At 70.4% G+C, this 22,410-nt stretch carries 20 protein-coding genes; 8 read left to right on the forward strand and 12 right to left on the reverse strand.

Annotation, left to right across the window (positions count from 1 at the left end):
- From HMPREF2924_RS37060 to HMPREF2924_RS21380, 3 genes are all read left to right on the forward strand, one after another.
- Positions 1 to 127 (forward strand): hypothetical protein (locus HMPREF2924_RS37060; RefSeq protein WP_371857668.1); only part of this gene is annotated, 127 nt, incomplete at its 5' end.
- 15 nt (positions 128 to 142) lie between these two features.
- Positions 143 to 1,039 carry a 3-hydroxyisobutyrate dehydrogenase gene (gene mmsB / locus HMPREF2924_RS21375; protein ID WP_003130016.1) on the forward strand — a complete coding sequence of 299 codons (897 nt, stop codon included), beginning with the start codon at positions 143 to 145 and terminating at the stop codon, positions 1,037 to 1,039.
- 101 nt (positions 1,040 to 1,140) lie between these two features.
- The gene (locus tag HMPREF2924_RS21380) at positions 1,141 to 3,027 is read left to right on the forward strand and encodes a propionyl-CoA synthetase (RefSeq protein ID WP_003130019.1); all 1,887 of its coding nucleotides are present in this window, start codon (positions 1,141 to 1,143) and stop codon (positions 3,025 to 3,027) included.
- A gap of 57 nt (positions 3,028 to 3,084) precedes the next feature.
- Here the strand turns inward: HMPREF2924_RS21380 and HMPREF2924_RS21385 are convergent, their stop codons facing one another.
- Positions 3,085 to 4,098, reverse strand: a complete 1,014-nt coding sequence (locus HMPREF2924_RS21385; protein ID WP_003130023.1) for a zinc-binding alcohol dehydrogenase family protein — start codon at positions 4,096 to 4,098, stop codon at positions 3,085 to 3,087.
- A gap of 21 nt (positions 4,099 to 4,119) precedes the next feature.
- Positions 4,120 to 4,413, reverse strand: coding sequence for a putative quinol monooxygenase (locus tag HMPREF2924_RS21390; protein WP_003104358.1), 294 nt, complete (start codon positions 4,411 to 4,413; stop codon positions 4,120 to 4,122).
- A gap of 95 nt (positions 4,414 to 4,508) precedes the next feature.
- Here HMPREF2924_RS21390 and HMPREF2924_RS21395 point away from each other — a divergent pair, with 95 nt between their 5' ends.
- Positions 4,509 to 5,429 carry a LysR family transcriptional regulator gene (locus HMPREF2924_RS21395; protein WP_003092132.1) on the forward strand — a complete coding sequence of 307 codons (921 nt, stop codon included), beginning with the start codon at positions 4,509 to 4,511 and terminating at the stop codon, positions 5,427 to 5,429.
- Positions 5,414 to 5,716 carry a barstar family protein gene (locus tag HMPREF2924_RS21400; protein WP_003111769.1) on the forward strand — a complete coding sequence of 101 codons (303 nt, stop codon included), beginning with the start codon at positions 5,414 to 5,416 and terminating at the stop codon, positions 5,714 to 5,716. The genes HMPREF2924_RS21395 and HMPREF2924_RS21400 overlap by 16 nt, the downstream gene beginning before the upstream one ends.
- On the opposite strand, the gene HMPREF2924_RS21405 is transcribed toward HMPREF2924_RS21400, so the two are convergent.
- A complete protein-coding gene (locus tag HMPREF2924_RS21405) occupies positions 5,717 to 6,496 on the reverse strand; it encodes a TatD family hydrolase (protein WP_003092129.1) in 780 nt (259 codons plus the stop codon).
- A gap of 10 nt (positions 6,497 to 6,506) precedes the next feature.
- Positions 6,507 to 7,496 (reverse strand): catabolite repressor/activator, encoded by a 990-nt coding sequence (cra, locus tag HMPREF2924_RS21410; RefSeq protein WP_003130028.1) that lies wholly within the window; start codon positions 7,494 to 7,496, stop codon positions 6,507 to 6,509.
- A gap of 326 nt (positions 7,497 to 7,822) precedes the next feature.
- On the opposite strand from cra, the gene ptsP reads away from it, so the two are divergent.
- The 3 genes from ptsP to HMPREF2924_RS21425 are packed head-to-tail and all read left to right on the forward strand — an operon-like array spanning position 7,823 to position 13,396.
- Positions 7,823 to 10,693 (forward strand): phosphoenolpyruvate--protein phosphotransferase, encoded by a 2,871-nt coding sequence (ptsP, locus tag HMPREF2924_RS21415; RefSeq protein ID WP_016253090.1) that lies wholly within the window; start codon positions 7,823 to 7,825, stop codon positions 10,691 to 10,693.
- The gene (pfkB, locus tag HMPREF2924_RS21420; RefSeq protein WP_003112874.1) at positions 10,693 to 11,637 is read left to right on the forward strand and encodes a 1-phosphofructokinase; all 945 of its coding nucleotides are present in this window, start codon (positions 10,693 to 10,695) and stop codon (positions 11,635 to 11,637) included. Before ptsP ends, pfkB begins: the two co-directional genes overlap by 1 nt.
- A 1-nt stretch (position 11,638) precedes the next feature.
- Positions 11,639 to 13,396 carry a PTS fructose-like transporter subunit IIB gene (locus HMPREF2924_RS21425; RefSeq protein WP_003130041.1) on the forward strand — a complete coding sequence of 586 codons (1,758 nt, stop codon included), beginning with the start codon at positions 11,639 to 11,641 and terminating at the stop codon, positions 13,394 to 13,396.
- A gap of 152 nt (positions 13,397 to 13,548) precedes the next feature.
- Here HMPREF2924_RS21425 and HMPREF2924_RS21430 read toward each other — a convergent pair whose 3' ends face one another.
- The 8 genes from HMPREF2924_RS21430 to arnB are packed head-to-tail and all read right to left on the reverse strand — an operon-like array spanning position 13,549 to position 22,373.
- On the reverse strand, positions 13,549 to 14,943 hold the full coding sequence (locus HMPREF2924_RS21430) for a UDP-glucose 6-dehydrogenase (protein ID WP_003130043.1): 1,395 nt from the start codon (positions 14,941 to 14,943) through the stop codon (positions 13,549 to 13,551).
- Positions 14,940 to 15,353 carry a 4-amino-4-deoxy-L-arabinose-phosphoundecaprenol flippase subunit ArnF gene (gene arnF, locus HMPREF2924_RS21435; RefSeq protein ID WP_003110472.1) on the reverse strand — a complete coding sequence of 138 codons (414 nt, stop codon included), beginning with the start codon at positions 15,351 to 15,353 and terminating at the stop codon, positions 14,940 to 14,942. Before arnF ends, HMPREF2924_RS21430 begins: the two co-directional genes overlap by 4 nt.
- On the reverse strand, positions 15,350 to 15,697 hold the full coding sequence (locus HMPREF2924_RS21440) for an EamA family transporter (protein WP_003112876.1): 348 nt from the start codon (positions 15,695 to 15,697) through the stop codon (positions 15,350 to 15,352). The genes arnF and HMPREF2924_RS21440 overlap by 4 nt, the downstream gene beginning before the upstream one ends.
- Positions 15,694 to 17,343, reverse strand: coding sequence for a lipid IV(A) 4-amino-4-deoxy-L-arabinosyltransferase (gene arnT, locus HMPREF2924_RS21445; RefSeq protein ID WP_003130045.1), 1,650 nt, complete (start codon positions 17,341 to 17,343; stop codon positions 15,694 to 15,696). The genes HMPREF2924_RS21440 and arnT overlap by 4 nt, the downstream gene beginning before the upstream one ends.
- On the reverse strand, positions 17,340 to 18,227 hold the full coding sequence (gene arnD / locus HMPREF2924_RS21450; RefSeq protein WP_003110469.1) for a 4-deoxy-4-formamido-L-arabinose-phosphoundecaprenol deformylase: 888 nt from the start codon (positions 18,225 to 18,227) through the stop codon (positions 17,340 to 17,342). Before arnD ends, arnT begins: the two co-directional genes overlap by 4 nt.
- Entirely contained in the window at positions 18,224 to 20,212 is a 1,989-nt protein-coding gene (gene arnA / locus HMPREF2924_RS21455) for a bifunctional UDP-4-amino-4-deoxy-L-arabinose formyltransferase/UDP-glucuronic acid oxidase ArnA (protein WP_003130047.1), read from the reverse strand. Before arnA ends, arnD begins: the two co-directional genes overlap by 4 nt.
- The gene (arnC, locus tag HMPREF2924_RS21460; RefSeq protein ID WP_003112880.1) at positions 20,209 to 21,228 is read right to left on the reverse strand and encodes an undecaprenyl-phosphate 4-deoxy-4-formamido-L-arabinose transferase; all 1,020 of its coding nucleotides are present in this window, start codon (positions 21,226 to 21,228) and stop codon (positions 20,209 to 20,211) included. The genes arnA and arnC overlap by 4 nt, the downstream gene beginning before the upstream one ends.
- The gene (gene arnB / locus HMPREF2924_RS21465) at positions 21,225 to 22,373 is read right to left on the reverse strand and encodes a UDP-4-amino-4-deoxy-L-arabinose aminotransferase (RefSeq protein WP_003130049.1); all 1,149 of its coding nucleotides are present in this window, start codon (positions 22,371 to 22,373) and stop codon (positions 21,225 to 21,227) included. Before arnB ends, arnC begins: the two co-directional genes overlap by 4 nt.
- Positions 22,374 to 22,410 lie beyond the last annotated feature (37 nt).

Genomic DNA, 22,410 nt, shown 5'->3' on the forward strand with positions numbered 1-22,410 from the left:
CTACGGCGACCTGCACGCCTACGGCAAGCAGGGCGTGCGCTTCTACACCGAGACCAAGACCGTGACCGCGCGCTGGTTCGACAGCGATAGCGTGGCCGGGACCAACTTCTCGATCCAGATGCGCTGAAAGGGAGACGGACCGATGACCGACATCGCATTCCTCGGCCTGGGCAACATGGGTGGGCCGATGGCCGCCAACCTGCTCAAGGCCGGCCACCGGGTGAATGTCTTCGACTTGCAGCCCAAGGCCGTGCTGAGCCTGGTCGAGCAGGGCGCGCAGGGCGCCGATAGCGCCTTGCAGTGCTGCGAAGGCGCCGAAGTGGTGATCAGCATGCTGCCGGCCGGGCAGCACGTGGAAAGCCTGTATCTCGGCGCCGACGGCCTGCTCGCGCGGGTCGCCGGCAAGCCCCTGCTGATCGACTGCTCGACCATCGCCCCGGAGACCGCGCGCAAGGTCGCCGAGGCCGCCGCGGCGAAGGGCCTGACCCTGCTCGACGCGCCGGTTTCCGGCGGCGTCGGCGGCGCCCGCGCCGGCACCCTGAGCTTCATCGTCGGCGGCCCCGCCGAAGGCTTCGCGCGGGCCCGGCCGATCCTCGAGAACATGGGCCGGAACATCTTCCACGCCGGCGATCACGGCGCCGGCCAGGTGGCGAAGATCTGCAACAACATGCTCCTCGGCATCCTCATGGCCGGCACCGCCGAGGCCCTGGCGCTGGGGGTGAAGAACGGCCTCGATCCGGCGGTGCTGTCCGAGGTGATGAAGCAGAGTTCCGGCGGCAACTGGGCGCTGAACCTCTACAACCCCTGGCCCGGGGTGATGCCGCAGGCGCCGGCGAGCAACGGCTATGCCGGCGGTTTCCAGGTGCGCCTGATGAACAAGGACCTCGGCCTGGCGCTGGCCAACGCCCAGGCGGTGCAGGCCTCGACGCCACTCGGCGCGCTGGCGCGCAACCTGTTCAGCCTGCACGCCCAGGCCGATGCCGAGCACGACGGGCTGGACTTCTCCAGCATCCAGAAGCTCTACCGCGGCAAGGACTGACCCCTACGACCAAAGGTTGATGGCGGATGCCCGGCGCCCGCCCATACTCCAAGGCTCACTCACTGCTTCATCCCTAATAAGAACAATCAGAGGGCTGGAACATGACGTACCTGCAGCAGCACGCCCGCTCGATCGCCGAGCCGGCCGCGTTCTGGGCCGAACAGGCCCGTTCCCTGGCCTGGTACCAGGCGCCCGCGAACATCCTCGAAAGCCTGCCCGACGGCACCCATCGCTGGTTCGCCGATGGCCGTCTGAACAGCGCCTACCTGGCCCTCGACCGGCAGATCGAGGAGGGGCGCGGCGAACAGACCGCACTGATCTACGACTCGCCGGTGACCGGCACCCAGGACCGCTACAGCTACCTGCGGCTGCGCGACGAAGTGGCGCGCCTGGCCGGCGCCCTGCGGGCCCTCGGAGTCGGCAAGGGCGACCGGGTGATCATCTACATGCCGATGGTGCCGCAGGCGGCCATGGCGATGCTCGCCTGCGCGCGCCTGGGCGCGGTGCATTCGGTGGTGTTCGGTGGCTTCGCTCCCTACGAGCTGGCCCTGCGCATCGACGACGCCACGCCGAAGCTGGTGCTCACCGCTTCCTGCGGGCTGGAGTTCGATCGGGTGATCGAATACAAGCCGCTGGTGGACAAGGCCCTCGAACTGGCGATCCACCAGCCTGCCCACGTCATGGTCTGGCAACGCCCGCAGGCGCCCGCGCGCCTGCACCCGGGCCGCGACCTGGACTGGCAGGACTGCCTCGCCGCCGCCGAGCCGGCCGATCCGCTGCCGGTGGCCAGCGGCGATCCGCTGTACATCATGTACACCTCGGGCACCACCGGTAAGCCCAAGGGCATCGTCCGCGACAACGGTGGCCACGCGGTGGCGGTGCGCTACGCGGTCCGCACTATCTACGGCATGCAGGCCGGCGACGTCTGGTGGGGGATCTCCGACGTCGGCTGGGTGGTCGGCCACTCGCTGATCGTCTACGGCCCGCTGATGTGCGGCTGTACCACAGTGTTCTACGAAGGCAAGCCGGTGCGTACGCCGGACGCCGGCGCCTACTGGCGGGTGATCGAAGAGCACAGGGTGAACAGCCTGTTCTGCGCGCCGACGGCGATCCGCGCGATCCGCAAGGAAGACCCGCATGGCGAACGGGTGAAGCGCTACGACCTAAGTTCGCTGCGCCACCTGTTCCTGGCCGGCGAGAAGCTCGACAGCAGCACCCAGCACTGGCTGGAGGAGCACACCGGGCGGCCGGTCCACGACCATTGGTGGCAGACCGAGACCGGCTGGCCGGTGACCGCGCCCTGCATCGGGATCGCCGGCCACGACCTGCGGGCCGGTTCGACCAACCGCGCGGTGCCCGGCTACCACGTGCAGGTGCTGGACGACGAAGGCCGGCCGCTGGGAGCGAACCGCCAGGGCGCGATCGTCATCGCCCTGCCGTTGCCGCCGGGCTGCGCGCAGACCCTCTGGGGCGACCACCCGCGCTACCTGCAGGCCTACCTGGGCAACTATCCCGGCTACTACCACACCGGCGACGGCGGCTATCTCGACGAGGACGGCTTCGTCTACATCATGGGGCGCACCGACGACGTGATAAACGTTTCCGGGCATCGCCTCTCCACCGGCGAGATGGAGGAACGCGTGGCGCAGCACCAGGCGGTTGCCGAGTGCGCGGTGATCGGCGTGCGGGACGAACTCAAGGGCCACGTGCCGCTGGGCCTGGTGGTGCTCAAGGACGATGCCGGGATCGCCGCCGAGCAACTGCAGCGCGAGCTGGTGGCGCTGGTCCGCGAACAGATCGGCGCGCTGGCCTGCTTCCAGCGGGTGGTGGTGGTCAAGCGGCTGCCGAAGACCCGCTCCGGGAAGATCCTCCGCGCGGTGCTGCGCAAGATCGCCGATGGCGAGGACTACGCGGCGCCATCGACCATCGACGACCCGACGATCCTTGGCGAGATCGAGGCTGCGCTGAGGGTGCGCAAGGCGGGATAGCAAAGGCCAGGGGCACGGCGGTAGGGTGGAAAACGCCGCGCCCCGTGGTCCTGCCGTTCAGAACCCTTCGAGAACGATCTTGCCCTTGGCCCGGCCGCTCTCCAGCAGCGCGTGGGCGCGGCGCAGGTTGGCCGCGTCGATGCGGCCGAAATGCTCGCCGACGGTGGTCTTCAGCACGCCTTCGTCGATCAGCCCGGCGACCCGCTCCAGCAGCCGGTGCTGCTCGATCATGTCGTCGGTCTGGAACATCGAGCGGGTGTACATGAACTCCCAGTGCAGCGACAGGCTCTTCTGCTTCAGCTTGCCGATGTCCAGCGACGCCGGGTCGTCGATCAGCGCCAGGCGGCCTTGCGGGCGCAGCGCGGCGACGATCTGTTCGAGGTGCTGGTCGGTGTGGGTCAGGCTGGCGACGTGGCTGACCTCGGCGACACCGATCCGCTTCAGCTCTTCGGCCAGCGGCTTGCCGTGGTCGATCACATGGTGCGCGCCGAGGTCGCGGACCCAGGCCTGGGTCTCTGCGCGCGAAGCGGTGCCGATCACGTTCAGGCCGGTCAGTTGCCGGGCCAGTTGGACCAGGATCGAACCGACCCCGCCGGCGGCGCCGACCACCAGCAGGCTCTGGCCCTGGTCGGCCTTGCCTTCGGCGATCTGCAAGCGCTCGAAGAGCAGTTCCCAGGCGGTGATGGTGGTCAGCGGCAGGGCCGCGGCCTGGGCGAAGTCGAGGCTTTTCGGCAGGTGCCCGGCAATGCGCTCGTCGACCCGATGCCGCTCGCTGTTGCTGCCGGGGCGGGTGATGTCCCCGGCGTACCAGACCCGGTCGCCAGGACGGAACAGGCTGACCTCGCTGCCGACCGCGCGCACCACGCCCGCCGCATCCCAGCCCAGCACCTTGGCCTGGCCGGCTTCCGGCTGGGCGCGCTGGCGGACCTTGGTATCCACCGGGTTGACCGAGATGGCGCGGACCTCCACCAGCAGGTCGCGTGGGCCCGGCGTGGGCTCGGGCAGTTCGAGGTCGAGCAGGGCATCGGGATGGTCGATGGGCAGGGACTGGTAGTAACCGACAGCTTTCATGGGGGCTCCGGGAAACGGGCCTCAGGCGAGGCGATAGAGTTGGTCGATCTTCACGTTCTGCAGCAGGGCTTCGTTGCCGCGGCTGAAGCGCAGGAAGTGTTCGGTGTTCTGGTGCCGCTCCAGGGCGGCGTCGTCGCGCCACTGCTCGATCATGTAGAACAGGTGGGAGTCGTGGCGGTCCTGATGCAGGTCGTACTGCAGGCAACCAGCCTCGGCGCGCGACGGGGCGACCAGGGCGCGCAATTCGCGTTCCAGGGCCTCGGCGTGGCCGGGGGCGGCGGTGATGGTGGCGATCAGGGTGAGGGGTGTGCTCATGGTGGGTTCCTTCGATGGGGCGGAGTCAGGATGGGCTATTTCAAATCGCTGAAAAACAGGCTATCAGGGAAGACTCTTTCAAAGGAATCTTGAAAATGCTGCGTTACGACGACCTCCAGGTGTTCGTCCACACCAGCGACAGCGGCTCGTTGTCCGCCGCCGCGCGCCAGTTGGAGATTTCCCCGGCGGTGGCCAGCGCGGCGCTGAAGCGCCTGGAAAGCGAGCTGGAGGTACGCCTGTTCGCCCGCTCCACCCGCAGCCTGCGCCTGACTCCCGAGGGCGACGCGTTCCTCCTGCATGCCCGCGCCTCGTTGCGCAGCCTGGAGGAGGGGCGCCGGTTGCTGCAGGGCGGCAAGGACCAGATCGCCGGGGTACTGCAGCTTTCCGCGCCCTCCGACTTCGGCCGCAATCTGCTGCTGCCCTGGCTCGACGAGTTCCAGGCGCGCTATCCGCAACTGAGCCTGCGCCTGCTGCTCGGCGACCGGGTGACCGATCTCTACCGGCAACCGGTGGACGTGGCGATCCGCTACGGCGCACCGGCCGACTCCAGCCTGGTCGCCCTGCCGCTGGCGCCGGACAACCGGCGAGTGCTCTGCGCCGCGCCGGGCTACCTGGCGGAGCGCGGCGAGCCGCGCCAGCCGGACGACCTGCGCGAGCACAATTGCCTGCTCTACCAACTCGGCGGCCGGGTACACGACCGCTGGGCGTTCCAGCGGGGCCGCCGCAGCCTGACCCTGACGGTCGCCGGCGACCGTGTCTGCGACGACGCCGACGTGGTGCGGCGCTGGGCCCTGGCCGGCAAGGGGCTGGTCTACAAGTCCTGGCTGGACGTGGCCGAGGACGTGCGCGCCGGGCGCCTGCGCCTGCTGCTGCCGGAGTGGCAGGGCGAGGCGACGCCGATGAACCTCTTGTGTACCCACCGCGCTCAGTTGACCCGTCCGGTGACCCTCTTGCGCGCGTTCGTGCGCGAGCGTTGCGACGCATTGCTGGCGGAGGCTCCATGGACGAGGAACTGAACCGGGCGGCGAGCCTGGCCATCGAGCTGGCGGACGTGGACAGCGCCGCGCGGTTGCACGAACGCCTGCGCGAGGCCCTGGCGTTGCCGCCGTGGTACGGATGCAACTGGGATGCCTTCTGGGACGCCATCAGCGGCCTGGTGCCGATGCCCCGGCGATTGCGTCTGCAAGGCTGGAGCGACTTCGCCCGGCGCCTGCCGGAGGAAGCGGCGCAGCTTTCGGCCTGCCTGGAGGCGTTGCGCGAGACGTACCCGCAACTGGCGCCGGAAGTCCTGCGCGACGCTTGATCAGTCCCAGCCGAACAGCTCGGCGGCGTTGCGGCTGCTGCTCGCCGCCAGTTCCTCGGCGTCGACCCCGCGCAGCTCGGCGAGGGCGCGGCAGATGGCCGGCAGGTGCTCCGGACTGTTGCGCTGGCCGGGATGCATCGATGGCGCCATGTCCGGCGCATCGGTTTCCAGCACGATGGCCTCGGCCGGCAGCTCCGCCGCCACCTTGCGCAGGCGGTTGGCCTGCGGCCAGGTCGGCGCGCCGCCGAGGCCGAGGCGGAAGCCGAGCTTGAGGTACTCGCGGGCTTCCTCGCGGCTGCCGGCGAAGGCATGGATGATGCCACGGCGCTCCAGGCGGATGCGCTTGAGGGTGGCGATGGTCGCCGCGTGGGCGCGGCGCACGTGGATCAGTGCCGGCAGGCGGAATTCCGCGGCCAGCCGCAGTTGGGCCTCGAACAGCGCCTGCTGGGCGTCGCGGTCGAGGTGTTCCAGGTAGTAGTCCAGGCCGATCTCGCCGACCGCGCAGAGCTTCGTCTCGCCGCGCAGGCGTTGCAGCCACTGGCGCAGGTCGTCCAGATGCTGCGGGCGGTGCCGCGCCAGGTAGACGGGGTGCAGGCCGAGCGCCGCGTACAGGCCATCCTCGGCCTGCGCCAGGTCCCAGACCCGTTGCCAGTTCTCGCGGTAGACGCCGAGCACCACCTGGCGCTCGACCCCCAGCGCGCGGCTGCGTTGCAGCAGCGCGGCGCGGTCGGCGTCGAAGTCCGGGAAGTCGAGGTGGTTGTGGGTGTCGACCAGGCGCATGGCGGCCGGCTCAGTCGCGCAGCTTGAGTTGCCGGGGGACGGCGTGCAGGCCCGGCCGGTAGTCGTTCTCCTCGACCGCGCGGAGCGCCAGTTCGAGGGCGTTGGCGGCGATCAGCGCGTGCTGCTGGTAGATCGAGTTGACCTTCAGCGGCACGAAGTCGAGCAACTGGGTGTCGCCGAAGGTCGCCACCCGCAAGCCTTCGGGCCAACCGTCGGCGCGCGCCTGGAACACATCGAAGACGCCTTCGAGGAGTACATAGGCAGTGGTCACCAGGGCGTCGGGCAGGTAGCCCAGGCGCTCGAGCAATTGCTCCATCAGGCGGCGTCCGCACTCGCGGCTGAACACCTCGGCATGCTCGACGATGACCTCGCCGCGGAAGTCCTTCAGCGCCTGGCGGAAGCCGGCGGCGCGGTCGTGGCTGATGATCAGGTCCGCCCGCGCGCCGAGCAGGGCGATATGGCGCGGCGCCGGTTGCAACAGGGTTTCGGTGAGGCGGCGCGCGGCGTCCTGGTCGTCGCTGATCACCGAGGCGAAGCGCTGCGGGTCGAGCTGGCGGTCGATGGCCACCACCGGCAGGCCTTCGGAGACCAGCCGGGCATGGGTATCATCCCCGGCCGGCAGGCAACTGGCGACGATCAGCGCGTCGCAGCGGCGCGCGCGGAACAGGTTGACCACCTGGCGCTCGGTCTCCGGCTCGTCGTCGGAGCAGGCGATCAGCAACTGGTAGCCGCGCGCCCGGGCGCCTTGTTCGAGTTGCTTGGCGAGGCGGGCGTAGCTGGGGTTTTCCAGGTCCGGGAGGATGAAGCCGAGGGTGCGGGTCTGCCCGCGGCGCAGGCCGGCGGCCTGCTGGTCCGGCTGGTAGCCGTGTTCCTCGACCACGGCAAGCACGCGCTCGACGGTGGCGGCGCTGATGCGCCGCTGGGCGGCCTTGCCATTGATGACGTAGCTGGCGGTGGTCACCGAGACCCCGGCCAGGCGGGCGATATCACTGAGTTTCAAACCGATCTCTACTGGAGGCGACGACAAGTTGGGCTTCAAGGATCAATCATTATCGGGTAACGTGCCAATTTAATTAAGTGAATCGATTCAGCAAAAGATTCCGGCGAAGCCGGCGCCCCTGCCCCAGGCTGCCTCGCGCAGCCCGAACGCGGCGCCGCCTACGCTATGGCAGGTCAATGACAACAAGCGGATCACCGCCCCAGGCTGTACGGAAGGCTCCCGCGAGCCGCTTTCCGCTACCGCCGGCACATCCCGCGCCCGCGCCTCGGCGCGGCGGGACGATCCGGACGTGAGACGGGGAGCCGTTCGCTCCTGAGGAGGTTTCCATGCTCGAACTCGATACCCGGCAGATCCGCATGGGCCAGCGCGCCGCGGACAAGGCCGAAGCCCTGCGCCTGCTCGGCGCGGCGCTGGTCGCCGACGGCCTGGCCGCGCCCGGCTATGCCGAGGGCCTGAAGGCGCGCGAGGCACAAGGCTCCACCTACCTCGGCCAGGGCATCGCCATACCCCATGGGACCCCGGATACCCGCGAGCTGGTCTTCAGCACCGGTGTGCGCCTGCTGCAATTCCCCGAGGGAGTGGACTGGGGCGATGGCCAGCAGGTCTACCTGGCCATCGGCATCGCGGCGAAGTCCGACGAACACCTGCAGCTCCTGCAATTGCTCACCCGCGCCCTCGGCGAGGCCGACCTGGGACCGGCGCTGAGCGCGGCCGCCAGCGCCGAGGAAGTCCTCGGCCTGTTGCAGGGCGCGCCGCAGGAACTGGCGCTGGACGCACAACTGGTCGGCCTCGGCCAGAACGCCGAGGACCTCGACGAACTGGCCTGGCTCGGCGCGCGCCTGTTGAAGAAGGCCGGCTGCGTGGAGAACGGCTTCGCCGCCGTGCTCCAGCAGACCGAACCGTTGCCGCTGGGCGACGGGCTGTGCTGGTTGCACAGCGAACAATTGGTGAAGCGCCCCGGGCTGGCCTTCGTCACTCCGGCGCAACCGTTGCAGCACCAGGGTCAACCGGTCACCGGGCTGTTCTGCCTGGCCAGCCTGGGCGAAGCGCACCAGGCGCTGCTCGAACGCCTGTGCGACCTGTTGCTGGAAGGGCGTGGCGCCGAGCTGGTGCGCGCCACCAGCAGCCGCAGCGTACTCGCGGCGCTCGGTGGCGAGCTGCCGCCGGACTGGCCCAGCGCGCGAGCGGTCCTGGCCAACCCGCATGGCCTGCATGCCCGCCCGGCGCAGGCGCTGGCGCAGCTGGCCAAGGGCTTCGCCGGCGAGATCCGGGTACGCCTGGCCGACAGCGAGGCGGCCCCCGTCTCGGCGAAGAGCCTGAGCAAGCTGCTCGCCCTCGGCGCGCGACGCGGCCAGACGCTGGAGTTCAGCGCCGAGCCGGCGATCGCCGAGGACGCGCTGCCAGCCTTGCTGGCCGCGGTGCGCGAGGGGCTCGGCGAGGAGGTCGAAGCGCTGGCGGAGGAGGCCTTGCCCGATGCCGTCGGCGAGGCGGAAGAGGATGCCCGGCCGGCGCCGCTGCGCGCCGGCGAGCGCCTGCAGGCGATCGCCGCGTCGCCGGGCATCGCCAGTGGTCCGGCGCATGTCCAGGTGGCGCAGCGCTTCGAGTTCCAGCCGCGTGGCGAGTCGCCGGCCCATGAACGCGAGCGCCTGCTGCGGGCCAAGCGGGCGGTGGACGAGGAGATCGTCGGCCTGGTCGAACGCAGCACGGTGAAGGCGATCCGCGAGATTTTCGTCACCCACCGGGAGATGCTCGACGATCCGGAACTGGCCGAGCAGGTGCAACTGCGCCTGAATCGCGGCGAAAGCGCCGAAGCGGCCTGGAGTCGGGTGGTGGAAGACAGCGCGGCGCAGCAGGAGGCGCTGCACGACGCGCTGCTCGCCGAGCGCGCCGCCGACCTCCGCGACCTCGGCCGGCGGGTGCTGGCCAGGCTCTGCGGGGTGGAGGCGCCGCGCGAGCCGGAGCAGCCGTACATCCTGGTGATGGACGAGGTCGGCCCCTCCGATGTCGCCCGCCTCGACGCCCAGCGGGTCGCCGGCATCCTCACGGCGCGCGGCGGCGCCACTTCGCACAGCGCGATCATCGCCCGCGCCCTCGGCATTCCGGCATTGGTCGGCGCCGGCGCGGCGGTGCTCGGCCTGGAGCCGGGCACGGCGCTGCTGCTGGATGGCGAGCACGGCTGGCTGCAGGTGGCGCCGAGCACCGAACAGTTGCAGCAGGCCGCCGCCGAGCGCGACGCCCGCCAGCAGCGCCAGGCCCGCGCCGACGCGCAGCGCCTGGAGCCTGCGCGGACCCGCGACGGCCACGCGGTGGAAGTCTGCGCCAACCTTGGCGACACCGCCGGCGCCGCGCGCGCGGTGGAGCTGGGCGCCGAGGGCGTCGGCCTGCTGCGCACCGAGTTCGTCTTCATGAACAACGCCCGCGCGCCGGACCTGGCGACCCAGGAAGCGGAATACCGTCGGGTGCTCGACGCCCTCGACGGACGTCCGCTGGTGGCGCGGACCCTGGATGTCGGCGGGGACAAGCCGCTGCCGTACTGGCCGATTCCCCACGAAGAGAATCCCTATCTGGGCCTGCGCGGTATCCGCTTGACCCTGCAGCGACCGCAGATCCTCGAGACCCAGTTGCGCGCGCTGTTCCGCGCCGCCGGGGAGCGACCGCTGCGGGTGATGTTTCCGATGGTCGGCAGCCTCGACGAATGGCGCCAGGCGCGTGACCTGGCGCTGCGCCTGCGCGAGGAAATCCCGCTGGCCGACCTGCAACTGGGGATCATGGTCGAGGTGCCCTCGGCGGCGTTGCTCGCGCCGGTGCTGGCCCGCGAGGTGGACTTCTTCAGCGTCGGCACCAACGACCTGACCCAGTACACCCTGGCTATCGATCGCGGCCACCCGAGTCTTTCGGCCCAGGCCGACGGCCTGCATCCGGCGGTGCTGCAACTGATCGACATGACCGTCCGCGCCGCCCATGCCGAGGGCAAGTGGGTCGGCGTCTGCGGCGAACTGGCGGCCGACCCGCTGGCGTTGCCGCTGCTGGTCGGCCTGGGAGTGGACGAGCTGAGCGTTTCGGCGCGCAGCATCGCCCTGGTCAAGGCCGGCGTGCGCGAACTGCAGCTGGTCGCTGCGCGCGGCCTGGCCCGCAAAGCCCTGGGCCTGGCGAGCGCCGCCGAGGTCCGGGCCCTGGTGGAAGCGGAGGTGCAGTAATGGCGCGGATCCTGACGATTACCCTGAACCCGGCGCTGGACCTCACCGTGCGCCTGCGCCAGCTGGAACTGGGGGCGGTTAACCGCAGCGAGGCGGTGCTGACCCAGGCCGCCGGCAAGGGCCTGAACGTCGCCCAGGTGCTTGCCGACCTCGGCCATCGGTTGACGGTCAGCGGCTTCCTCGGCGAAGACAACCAGCCGCCGTTCACCGCCATGTTCCAGCGTCGTGGCTTCGCCGATGCGTTCGTCCGGGTGCCGGGCGAAACCCGCAGCAACATCAAGCTGGCCGAGCGCGGCGGGCGCGTCAGCGACCTCAACGGGCCGGGCCCGGAGGCCGACGAGCGAGCCCAGGCGGCGTTGCTCGAACGCCTCGACCGGCTTGCCGGGGAGCACGAGCTGGCGGTGGTCGCCGGCAGCCTGCCGCGCGGGGTCGAGCCGGAATGGCTGGGCGAACTGCTGCGGCGCTTGCGGCGCCTCGGCCTGAAGGTCGCCTTCGACAGCAGCGGCGCGGCCCTGCGCGAAGGTGTGAAGGCTGCGCCGTGGATGATCAAGCCGAACGTCGAGGAACTGGCCGATCTCTGCTCGGCGCCGATGGATGACCTGGTCGCACAGCGCCAGGCGGCCGAACGTCTGCGCCATGACGGGGTAGGCCAGGTGGTGATTTCCCAGGGCGCCGCGGGGGTCAACTGGTTCGCCGCCGAGGGTGCCTGGCAGGCGCGGCCGCCGGCGGTGGAAGTGGCCAGCACGGTGGGCGCCGGCGATTCCCTGCTGGCCGGCATGCTGCACGGCCTGGCCAGCGGCTGGCCGGCCGAGCGGGTGCTGCGTCAGGCCACCGCCATCGCCAGCCTGGCGGTGACCCAGTTCGAGTTCGGCATCGGCGATCCGCAGCGCCTGGCGCGGATCGAAGCGGGCGTCGTGGTGCAGCCATTGGTCGAGGAGGCCTGAGATGAAACTAGCGATCGTCACCGCCTGCCCTGGCGGACAGGTCACCAGCGTGCTCGCCGCGCGCCTGCTGCGGGGCGCCGCCGAGCGCCTGGGCTGGGAAACCTGCGTCGAGGCGAATGCCGGGTCGAGGCCCGAGGGCGAACTGAGCGCCGAACAGATCGCCGAAGCCGACTGGGTCCTGCTGGTCGGCGTCGAGCCGCTGGCGGCGGCGCGTTTCGTCGGCAAGCCGGTGTATCGCGCGCGTCCCGCCGAGGCGCTGGCCGATCCGCGCGCCTTCCTCCAGCGGGCCGCCGCCCTGGCGAGCGTGGAGGTCGCCGGGGACGAGGCCGGCCTGGTTGCGCCGGAGGCCGGAGCGGCACCGCGGATCGTCGCGGTGACCGCCTGTCCGACCGGCGTGGCGCACACCTTCATGGCCGCCGAGGCGTTGCAGCTCGCGGCGGGGCAACTGGGCTTCGCGTTGCAGGTCGAGACCCAGGGCTCGGTCGGCGCGCGCAACCCGCTCGACCCGGCGGACATCGCCGCCGCCGACGTGGTCCTGCTGGCCGCCGACATCGACGTGGACACGGCCCGTTTCGCCGGCAAGAAGATCTACCGTTGCGGCACCGGCGTGGCCCTCAAGCAGGCCCGCGCGACGCTCGAGCGGGCGCTGGCGGAAGGGCAGGTCGAGAGCGCGGGCGCAGCCAGCGCGGTGGTCGCCAGGGACGAGAAGCGCGGGGTGTACAAGCACCTGCTGACCGGGGTGTCGTTCATGTTGCCGATGGTGGTCGCGGGCGGCCTGCTGATCGCCCTGTCGCTGGCCTTCGGCATCGATGCCTACAAGCAGCCGGGCAGCCTGGCGGCGGTGCTGAGGACGGTCGGCGACACGGCTTTCGTCCTGATGGTGCCGGTGCTCGCCGGCTACATCGCCTATTCCATCGCCGACCGCCCGGGCCTGGCGCCGGGCATGCTCGGCGGCCTGCTCGCCGGGACCCTCGGCGCCGGGTTCATCGGCGGGATAGTCGCCGGCTTCATCGCCGGCTATGCGGCGCGGGCCATCAGCCACGGGCTGAGGCTGCCGGCGAGCCTGGAAGCGCTGAAGCCGATCCTGGTCATCCCGTTGCTGGCCAGCCTGGTCACCGGCCTGCTGATGCTCTACGTGGTCGGCAAGCCGGTGGCCGGGATGCTCGCGGCACTGACCGGGTTCCTTGACGGCATGGGCACCTCCAATGCCATCCTCCTCGGCCTGCTGCTCGGCGGGATGATGTGCGTCGACCTCGGCGGACCGGTCAACAAGGCCGCCTACGCCTTTTCCGTCGGCCTGCTCTCGTCGCACAGCTACGCGCCGATGGCGGCGGTGATGGCGGCGGGCATGGTGCCGCCGATCGGCATGGGCCTGGCGACCCTGCTGGCGCGGCGCAAGTTCGCCGAGAGCGAGCGGCAGGCCGGCAAGGCAGCCTCGGTGCTGGGGCTGTGCTTCATCTCCGAAGGCGCCATCCCGTTCGCCGCCAAGGACCCGCTGCGGGTGATCCCGGCGAGCATCGCCGGCGGCGCGCTGACCGGCGCCCTGTCGATGTACTTCGGCTGCAAGTTGCAGGCGCCTCACGGCGGGTTGTTCGTGATGCTGGTGCCCAACGCGATCAACCACGCCCTGGCGTACCTGCTGGCGATCGTCGCCGGCAGCCTGCTTACCGGGCTGCTCTACGCCGTGCTCAAGCGCGGCGCCGAGCCGGGGCTGGCGCTGGGGACCTCGTCCTCGCGGGAGCCGGCGGCTGGCGGATAGCCGCGAGGCGGTCATGCGCCCTACGCCACCTGAGCGACGTGGCAGGGGGTAGGGCGAATAACGCCGCAGGCGTTATCCGCCGATACTCCGGCGAACCGGCGGATAACCGCAGCGGTTATTCGCCCCAGCGGTCGATCCGACCTGGGGCGCCCTCAGGCCTGGCGCAACAGGCGCAGGCCATCTTCCTGTGCGAGGCTGGCCTCGTTGATCGGCAACGAGCAGGACTGCCCGCGTCCCATCGGGTAGTAGTGGAAGCCGTGGCGGGCCATGCGCTCGGGGTCGTAGAGGTTGCGCCCGTCGAAGATCACCGGGGCCTTCAGGCGCTCCTTGAGCAGCTCGAAATCCGGTGCCTTGAATTGCTGCCACTCGGTGCAGATGACCAGCGCATCGGCGCCTCCCAGGGTCGCCTCGGGGGTGCCCATCAGGCTCAGGCGTTCGTCGTGGCCATAGAGCCGCTGGGTTTCCTGCATGGCTTCGGGATCGTAGGCGCGCACCTGCGCGCCGTGGCGCCAGAGCGCTTCCATCAGTTCGCGGCTGGGCGCGTCGCGCATGTCGTCGGTGTTCGGCTTGAAGGCCAGGCCCCAGAGGGCGAAGGTCTTGCCGCGCAGGTCGCCGTCGTAGAACACCCGGATGCGTTCGAACAGCTTGTGCTTCTGCCGCCGGTTGATCGCTTCCACTGCCTGCAACAGGTCGCTGGAGCAATGCGCCTGCTCGGCGCTGTGGATCAGCGCGCGCATGTCCTTGGGGAAGCAGGAGCCGCCGTAGCCGCAGCCGGGGTAGATGAAGTGGTAGCCGATCCGCGGGTCGGCGCCGATGCCCTGGCGCACCGCCTCGATGTCGGCGCCGAGGTGTTCGGCCAGTTCGGCGATCTGGTTGATGAAGCTGATCTTGGTCGCCAGCATGCCGTTCGCCGCGTACTTGGTCAGTTCGGCGCTGCGCAGGCCCATGAACAGCATGCGGTCGTGGTTGCGGTTGAACGGCTCGTAGAGTTCGCGCATCACCTGGCGCACCTCTTCGTTGTCGCAGCCGACCACGATGCGGTCCGGGCGTCGGCAGTCGGCGACGGCGGAGCCTTCCTTGAGGAATTCCGGGTTGGAGACGATCTCGAATTCCAGTTCGCGTCCGTCGGCTTCCAGGCGCCGCTCGATGTGCGCGCGCAGGCGGTCGCCGGTGCCTACCGGGACGGTCGATTTCTCCACCACGATGACGGGCTTGCGGCGATGCTCGGCGATGGCATCGGCCACCGCGAAGACCGCGCCGAGATCGGCCGCGCCGTCCTCGCCAGGCGGGGTGCCGACCGCGATGAACTGCACCCGGCCGTGCTCCACGGCCAGGCGCGCATCGCTGCTGAAACGCAGGCGGCCGCTGTCCAGGCCTTCGCGCAGCAAGGCGTCGAGCCCGGGTTCGTAGATGCTGGCGAGGCCCTGCGCGAGGCGTTCGACCTTGTTCCGGTCGATGTCCATGTACAGTACATCGTGGCCCACTTCGGCGAGGACGGCGGCCTGCACCAGTCCTACATAGCCACTGCCGAATACGCTGATCTTCATGGTGCTTTCCTCGACGGATGATGCGCGGGCGCGGCAGCGGTGCGGCGGGCGTTGACGGTCAACACGCCGAGCACCACCAGGCCTACGCCCAGGGTCTTGCTGGTACTGAAGGTTTCATCGAACGCCGGCAGGCTCGCCGCCAGCAGGTAGACCAGCGCGTAGCTGGCGCTCAACAGGCTGTAGGCGCGGCCCAGCGGCAGGTGGCGCAGGGCGGCCAGCCAGCACAGCAGGGAGGCGGCGTAGGCCGCCACCGCCAGGGCTACCGCGAGCAGCGCGGCGCGCTCCGGCGTTTGCCCGGCCCAGGCTTCCGGCAGCGGCAGGCGGCTCATGCCCCAGCGCATGCCGAGCTGGGCGGCGCTGGCCAGCAGCACGCTGCCCAGGGCCGCCAGCCAGCCGCGTAGCGCGTTCATGCGCTCCTCCCGAGCAGGGCCACGCCGGCGACGATCAGCAACAGGCCGGCGAGGTGGCGGCGATCCACCGGCTCATCGAAGACGAAGCGTGCCGCCAGGGTGACCAGGACGAAGTTCAGCGCCAGCATCGGATAGGCGCTGCCGACTTCCACCCGTTGCAGGAGCAGCAGCCAGCAGAGCAGGCCGAGCCCGAGGGCGAGCAGCGCCAGCCACGGCCACGGACTGCGCAGGCGCGCCGTCCAGCCGTCGGCGGCGACCAGGCGCCAGTGCTCCACGGTGAGCTTCTGCGCAACCTGGCCGAGGCCGGTCATGAGCAGGGTGGCGAGCAGCAGCGCGGCGCTCATGGGCGCACCTGCGGCAGGATCGCCAGGACCAGGTTGCCGTTCCGGTAGCGTTCGCCGTCGCCCGGCAACAGCGCCAGCTGGTAGCGGTCGCTGGCGCTGTTGATCCGCAGCAGCACGGCAACCGAGCCGTCCTGGCGTGCCCGCCAGAGCCACTGGCGGATGTCTGCCAAGGGCACGCTGCGCTGGCTGTGCTCGGGGTAGGAGAGGCCGTACTTCAGCTCGCCGCGCGTGTCGTAGAGCGTCACGTCGCTACGGCGCAGGCGCCAGGCGAGGGCCGAGGCGGCGCCGAGGTCGTTGCTCAGCAGATGGCGGGCGCCGGCCAGTTCGTCGAGGTGTTCGGCGACGAACAGGTCGGGGGTCTTGTTCTGCACCACATGGTTGGGCATCGCCGCCGGCAGCAGTGCGATCAGTACCCAGCTCGCCAGCAGCGGCGCGGCCCAGGCGCGTAGCGGGTAGCGCCACTGGGCGAGGCCGGCGGCGGCCCAGGCGCCGATCACCAGGAGGACCAGGAACAGCTCGAAGGGTTCTTCCTGGTACACCGGCTTGCGCAGTTGCAGGTAGGCCAGGGCCGCCAGCGCGAGGAGCGCCAGGCCCAGGTTGAGCAGCCCGTTGCCGCGCAGCGCGACGCTGTTCCCCTGGCGCAGCCGCTGCACCAGAGCGTGGCCCATGAGCAGCGCCAGCGGCAGCAGGCAGGGCATGATGTAGGTCGGCAGCTTGCCCCGGCTCAGGCTGAAGAACGCCAGCGGCAACAGCAGCCATAGCGCCAGGAAGACCACCGGCGCCTGGCGCCGCTCGTGCCAGGCCTGGCGCAGCGCGCTCGGCAGCAGGCCGCTCCAGGGCAGGCAGGAGACCGCCAGCAACGGCAGGTAGAACCACCACGGGCGAGAGTGCTGGGCGTCTTCGCCGGCGAAGCGGCGGATGTGTTCGTGCCAGAAGAAGAACCGCCAGTAGTCCGCTTCCCGCGCATGCACGGCGAGCGCCCAGGGCAGGCAGACGAGCAGCGCCGCCAGCACCGCCAGCGCGCCGTAGCCAAGCAGCTCGCGCCAGCGCCGCTGCCAGAGCATGTAGGGCAGGGCGACCAGCACCGGCAGCAGCCAGGCGAGGAAGCCCTTGGTCAGGAAGCCCATGCCGCAGGCGAGGCCGAGCAGGGTCCAGCCGAGCAGGCGCGCGCGGCGGCTCCCCGCGTCGAGGGCATACCACAGCGCCACCAGGCTCAGGTTGACCCAGAAGGTGAATTGCGGGTCGAGGTTGGCATAGCCGGACTGCCCGGCGATCAAGCCGAAGCTGGCGTAGAGCAGCGCGCACGCCAGGCTGGTGCGCGGGTCGCGCCACAGGCGGCGGGCCAGCAGGTAGGCGAGCAGGACGCTGAGGGCGGTGGCGACGACCGAGGCGATGCGCACGCCGAACAGGTTTTCGCCGAAGACCGCCTGGCCGAGGGCGATCATCCAGTAGCCGGCGACCGGCTTCTCGAAGTAGCGCAGGCCGAGGAAGTGCGGCGACACCCAGTCGCCGCCCAGCAGCATCGCCTGGCTGATCTGCGCGTAGCGGGTCTCGTCGGGAATCCACAGGCCATGGTTGCTCAGTGGAACCAGGTAGAACAGGCCGAAGGCGATCAGCAGCAGCGAACAGGTCTGGCGGCGGCTCATGGCTGGCGCACTCCCAGCCAGCCCTCGCGGCCGGCCAGGCGGCCGCGCACCAGTTCGGCCAGCGGCAGGCTGCGCGGATCGTCCGGCAGCAGTTCGCCCAACGGGCGGAAGCGGATGCCGCGCCGTTCGGCGCGCCGCAGCAGTTCGCGGAACGCCGGGGCGAGGAGCAGCCCCTCGACCTCGGCGTGGATGGTGTAGACGTTGTCGCGGCCAGCGGCGAAGCGTTCCAGGATGAAGTCGTTGTAGGCCTCGCGCGGCAGGCCGGGACCGACCACCTCGTCGAAGGTCGGCAGGTTCACCGGCACCTGCGGGATGCCAGGGCTGCCGTCGGCCAGGCGCGGGCGGAACGCGCCGCGTCCGCGGCAGTCGCTGTTGTAGCGGAAGCCGAAGGGCTGCTTGGCCTCGACCACCCGGCCGTCGGCGCGCCAGCCGGCGGCGGCGGAACAACGCACCGGCTGGCCGAGGATGTCCGCCAGGCAATCGCTGCCGCGGCGGATCTGCTCGCCGAGCTGCTGCACGCTCCAGACGCCGGCGTGGGTCTGCCAGGCATGGTGGTCCCAGGCGTGCAGGCCGACCTCGTGGCCGGCGGCCTGGGTCCGCCGCATCAGCGGGCCGAGTTCGCGGCCGATCGGCTTGCCCGGCCAGGCGGTGCCGGCCAGCAGGATGTCCCAGCCATACAGGCTGGCGGCGCGCGAGCGGAGCATCTTCCAGAGGAACGCCGGGCGCGCCAGGCGCCAGAGGTGGCGGCCCATGTTGTCCGGGCCGACGCTGAAGAAGAAGGTCGCCTTCAGCCCGGCTTCGTCGAGCAGCTCGAGCAGCCGCGGCACCCCGTCGCGGGTGCCGCGGAAGGTGTCGACGTCGATGCGCAGGCCGGCCTGGATCACGCCTGTGCCTCGCGCTCGCGGAGCGCTTCGTGGAGGAAGAAGTCGAGGGTCTTGCCGATGGTCTCGCGCAGTTCGATGGTGGGCTGCCAGTCGAGCAGGCGCCGGGCGTTGTCGATGCTCGGCTTGCGGTGGGCCACGTCCTGGTAGCCGTCGCCGTAGAAGCTGCGGCTCTCCACCTCGCGGAAGCCGGCGAAGGGCGGGAACTGCGCGCGCAGCGGGTGGGCCTCGAACTGGCGCAGCAGTTCCTCGCCGAGCTGGCGGATGCTCGCCTCGTTGTCCGGGTTGCCGATGTTGACGATCTGCCCGTCGCAGCGGCCGTCGCGGTTGTCGATGATCCGCGCGAGGGCCTCGATGCCGTCGTCGACGTCGGTGAAGCAGCGCTTCTGCGCGCCGCCGTCGACCAGGCGGATCGGCGTGCCTTCGACCAGGTGCAGGATGAGCTGGGTGATCGCCCGCGAGCTGCCGATCCGCGCCGAATCCAGGCGGTCCAGGCGCGGGCCCATCCAGTTGAACGGACGGAACAGGGTGAAGCGCAGGCCCTGCTGGCCATAGGCCCATATCACCCGGTCGAGCAACTGCTTGGACACCGAGTAGATCCAGCGCTGCTTGTTGATCGGCCCGACCACCAGGTTCGAGCGGTCTTCGTCGAAGTCTGGGTCCTGGCACATGCCGTAGACCTCGGAGGTGGAAGGGAACACCACGCGTTTGCCGTATTTCACGCAGTAGCGGACGATCCGCAGGTTTTCCTCGAAGTCCAGTTCGAACACCCGCAGCGGGTTGCGCGTGTACTCGATGGGCGTGGCGATGGCCACCAGCGGCAGGACCACGTCGCATTTCTTCACATGGTATTCGAGCCACTCCGAATGGATGCCGATGTCGCCTTCGACGAAGTGGAAATGCGGGTCGGCTTTGAGCCGTTCGATGGCGTCGGAGCCGATGTCCATGCCGTGGACCTCGTAGCGCCCGTCGCGCAGCAGGCGTTCGGACAGGTGGTTGCCGATGAAGCCGTTGACCCCGAGGATCAGCACCCGCGTGCGGCGCTGCGGGCCGGACGCCGCGCCACGCAGGCGCGCGCCCTCGACCAGGCCCAGCTCGGTGGCCAGTTGCGTGCCGGCCAGGTACAGGCCGCGCTCGCCGCGCTGGCCGAAGCGCAGCACCAGCGAGTCCTCGCCGCAGGCGATCCGCAGCGGGTCGCAGGACAGTACGCTGCCCGGCTCGCGACCGTGGTTGCCGGCGACCACCTCGGCGCTCCAGACGATCAGCTTCTGTTCGCCGACCTGGCAGAAGGCGCCGGGGTAGGGCTGGGTCACTGCGCGCACCAGGTCGTACAACTGCCGTGCCGGCCTGTGCCAGTCGAGCAGGCCGTCCGCCGGGGTGCGCCGGCCGAAGTGGCTGGCCTGGCTCTCGTCCTGCTCGACTTCCGGCAGCACGCCGAGGGCGAGCAGCGGCAGGCTGTCGCGCAGCAGGGCGCCGGCGGCCTTGCGCAGCTTGCCGTGCAGGCTCAGGGCGGTGTCCTCGGGGTCGATGGCGACGGCCTGCTGGGCGAGGATCGGCCCGGCGTCGGCGCGCTCGATCATGCGATGCAGGGTCACCCCGGTCTGCGTTTCGCCGTTGACCAGCACCCAGTTCGCCGGGGCGCGTCCGCGGTAGCGCGGCAGCAGCGAACCGTGCAGGTTGTAGGCGCCGCGTGCGGCGCAGGCGAGCAGTTCGGCGCCAAGCAGGCGGCGGTAGTAGAAGGAGAACAGATAGTCCGGGCGCAGTTGGCGGATGCGCTCCAGCCACAGCGGATGGTTCACGTCCTCGGGCGCGTGCAGCGGAATGCCGCGCTCGGCGCAGAGGCGCGCGACCGAGGCGTAGAAGGTGTTTTCCCGTGGGTCGTCGGCATGGGTGAAGACGGCGGCGATCTCGTAGCCGGCATTGAGCAGGGCTTCGATACCGGTGCAACCGATGTCGTGGTAGGCGAAGACGACGGCTTTCGAGGTCATGGCGTGGAAGGCTCGCTGGATGAAGAGGTGAAACCGGCCCGCTGCAGGGCCGAGGGAAGCGCGGAGGGCGTGGCGCGGACCACGCGCTCGATGAAGAAGCGCGGCCGCGCGCGCACGTCGCTGTACATGCGCCCGAGGTACTCGCCGAGCAGGCCCATGCCGAGCAACTGCACGCCGCTGAACATGAACAGCACGGCGAACAGCACGAACAGGCCGTTGCCGGCCCAGGCGGCGCCGAAGGCCAGGCGCAGCACGAGGAGGAACAGGGCGAAGAGGAAGCCGGCCAGGGCCATGCCGCCGCCGACCAGGCTGAGCAGGCGCAGCGGCGTGGTGGTCATGCAGGTGACCAGGTCGAACATCAGGTTGAGCAGGCGCATCGCGCTGTATTTCGATTCGCCGTGGGCGCGCTCGGCGTGGGCGACGCGGATCTCGCAGGTATGCCGGGCGAAGCCGTTGGCCAGGATCGGGATGAAGGTACTGCGTTCGCGGCAGGCCAGCATCGCTTCGACGATGCTGCGCCGGTAGGCGCGCAGCATGCAGCCGTAGTCGTGCATGGCGACCCCGGTGGAGCGCTGCACCGCCAGGTTCACCAGGCGCGAAGGCCAGCGCCGCCAGGCCGAGTCCTGGCGCTCGGCGCGGATGCTGCCGACCACGTCGTAGCCCTGCGCGGCGCGCTCCACCAGGCGCGGGATTTCCTCCGGCGGGTTCTGCAGGTCGGCATCGAGGGTGATCACCAGGTCTCCACGGGACTGTTCGAAGCCGGCGAGGATCGCCGCGTGCTGGCCGTAGTTGCGGTTGAGGATCACCGCCACCACGGCGCTGCCGTCGCGTTCGGCGGCGGCCTGCAAGAGTTCCGCGGAGCGGTCGCGGCTGCCGTCGTCGACCAGCACGATCTCGAAGGCGCGGCCCAGCTCCAGGCAGGCGGCCTCGGTGCGGCGCAGCAGTTCGGGCAGGCTGGCTTCCTCGTTGTAGACCGGGATCACCACCGAGACCAGGTCGATCGGATAGGGCTTCATCGACGTTTCTCCAGGATGTCCTCGATGGCGCGGGCGACGCGCTCGATGTCGTCGTCGCGCATGTCGGGGAACAGCGGGATGGAGCACAGGCGGGCCGAGTTCCACTCGCTGTTGGGCAGGCTCAGGCGCGGCTGGCGCTGGCGGTAGTAGTGGTGCAGGTGACTGGCGATGAAATGGATGCCGCTACCGATGCCGCGCGCCTTCAGGGCTTCCATGAAGGCGTCGCGGCCCAGGCCGCAGGCCTCGGCGTCGATGCGCAGGATGAACAGGTGCCAGGCGTGGCGCTGCTTGTGCGCGGGCAGGCCGAGCGGCGCCAGCGGCAGGCCGGCGAGGCGCTCCAGGTAGCGTTCGGCGAGGGCCTGGCGGCGCGCGTTGAGCGCGTCCAGGCGCTTGAGCTGGACCAGCGCGAGGGCGGCGTTGAGGTCGGCCAGGTTGTATTTGAAACCGGGCTCGATCACTTCCGCCTGCGGCTTGCGTCCATGGCTCAGGCGGTCGTAGGCATCGACCCCGAGGCCGTGGAACTTGAGGCGGCGGACCCGTTCGGCGAGGGCGCTGTCGTCGCTGACGAACATCGCGCCTTCGGCGCAGGTCAGGTTCTTGATCGCGTGGAAGGAAAAGATCGCCGTGCCGCGGGAGCCTACCGGGCGCCCGCGGTATTCGCTGCCGACCGCGTGGGCGGCGTCCTCGACCAGGGCGATGCCGTGGCGCCCGGCGACCGTGCGCAGGCCTTCGAGATCCAGGGTGGAGCCGGCGTAGTGCACCGGCACGATGGCGCGGGTGCGCGGGCCGATGGCGGCTTCCACTGCCTGCGCCGAACACATCAGGGTGTCGCGGTCGACGTCGACGAACACCGGGGTGGCGCCGAGCAGGGTGATGACGTTGGCGGTGGAGACCCAGGTCAGCGACGGCGTGATCACTTCGTCGCCGGGGCCGATGCCCAGCGCCAGCAGGGTGACGTGCAGGGCGCCGGTGGCCGAGGATAGCGCCACCGCGTGGCGGCAGCCGAGGCGTTCGGCGAAGCGCTGTTCGAGCTCCTGGTTCTTCGGCCCGGTGGTGATCCAGCCGGAACGCAGGACCTGCTCCACGGCGGCGATTTCGTCCTCGCCGATGCTTGGCCGGGAGAATGGCAGAAAGTCCAGTGACATGTAATGAAGCCTCGGTACTGGGAGGGCGGTACGAAGA

Origin of the sequence: Pseudomonas sp. HMSC063H08 (assembly GCF_001813645.1) — a bacterium.
GTDB lineage: Bacteria > Pseudomonadota > Gammaproteobacteria > Pseudomonadales > Pseudomonadaceae > Pseudomonas > Pseudomonas aeruginosa.

Bases quoted from the DNA above. Each gene is read 5' to 3' on its own strand.
- mmsB (WP_003130016.1), top strand. From the start codon at position 143: ATGACCGACATCGCATTCCTCGGCCTGGGCAACATGGGTGGGCCGATG.
- HMPREF2924_RS21380 (WP_003130019.1), top strand. From the start codon at position 1,141: ATGACGTACCTGCAGCAGCACGCCCGCTCGATCGCCGAGCCGGCCGCG.
- HMPREF2924_RS21385 (WP_003130023.1), bottom strand. From the start codon at position 4,098: ATGAAAGCTGTCGGTTACTACCAGTCCCTGCCCATCGACCATCCCGAT.
- HMPREF2924_RS21390 (WP_003104358.1), bottom strand. From the start codon at position 4,413: ATGAGCACACCCCTCACCCTGATCGCCACCATCACCGCCGCCCCCGGC.
- HMPREF2924_RS21395 (WP_003092132.1), top strand. From the start codon at position 4,509: ATGCTGCGTTACGACGACCTCCAGGTGTTCGTCCACACCAGCGACAGC.
- HMPREF2924_RS21400 (WP_003111769.1), top strand. From the start codon at position 5,414: ATGGACGAGGAACTGAACCGGGCGGCGAGCCTGGCCATCGAGCTGGCG.
- HMPREF2924_RS21405 (WP_003092129.1), bottom strand. From the start codon at position 6,496: ATGCGCCTGGTCGACACCCACAACCACCTCGACTTCCCGGACTTCGAC.
- ptsP (WP_016253090.1), top strand. From the start codon at position 7,823: ATGCTCGAACTCGATACCCGGCAGATCCGCATGGGCCAGCGCGCCGCG.
- pfkB (WP_003112874.1), top strand. From the start codon at position 10,693: ATGGCGCGGATCCTGACGATTACCCTGAACCCGGCGCTGGACCTCACC.
- HMPREF2924_RS21425 (WP_003130041.1), top strand. From the start codon at position 11,639: ATGAAACTAGCGATCGTCACCGCCTGCCCTGGCGGACAGGTCACCAGC.
- HMPREF2924_RS21430 (WP_003130043.1), bottom strand. From the start codon at position 14,943: ATGAAGATCAGCGTATTCGGCAGTGGCTATGTAGGACTGGTGCAGGCC.
- arnF (WP_003110472.1), bottom strand. From the start codon at position 15,353: ATGAACGCGCTACGCGGCTGGCTGGCGGCCCTGGGCAGCGTGCTGCTG.
- HMPREF2924_RS21440 (WP_003112876.1), bottom strand. From the start codon at position 15,697: ATGAGCGCCGCGCTGCTGCTCGCCACCCTGCTCATGACCGGCCTCGGC.
- arnT (WP_003130045.1), bottom strand. From the start codon at position 17,343: ATGAGCCGCCGCCAGACCTGTTCGCTGCTGCTGATCGCCTTCGGCCTG.
- arnA (WP_003130047.1), bottom strand. From the start codon at position 20,212: ATGACCTCGAAAGCCGTCGTCTTCGCCTACCACGACATCGGTTGCACC.
- arnC (WP_003112880.1), bottom strand. From the start codon at position 21,228: ATGAAGCCCTATCCGATCGACCTGGTCTCGGTGGTGATCCCGGTCTAC.
- arnB (WP_003130049.1), bottom strand. From the start codon at position 22,373: ATGTCACTGGACTTTCTGCCATTCTCCCGGCCAAGCATCGGCGAGGAC.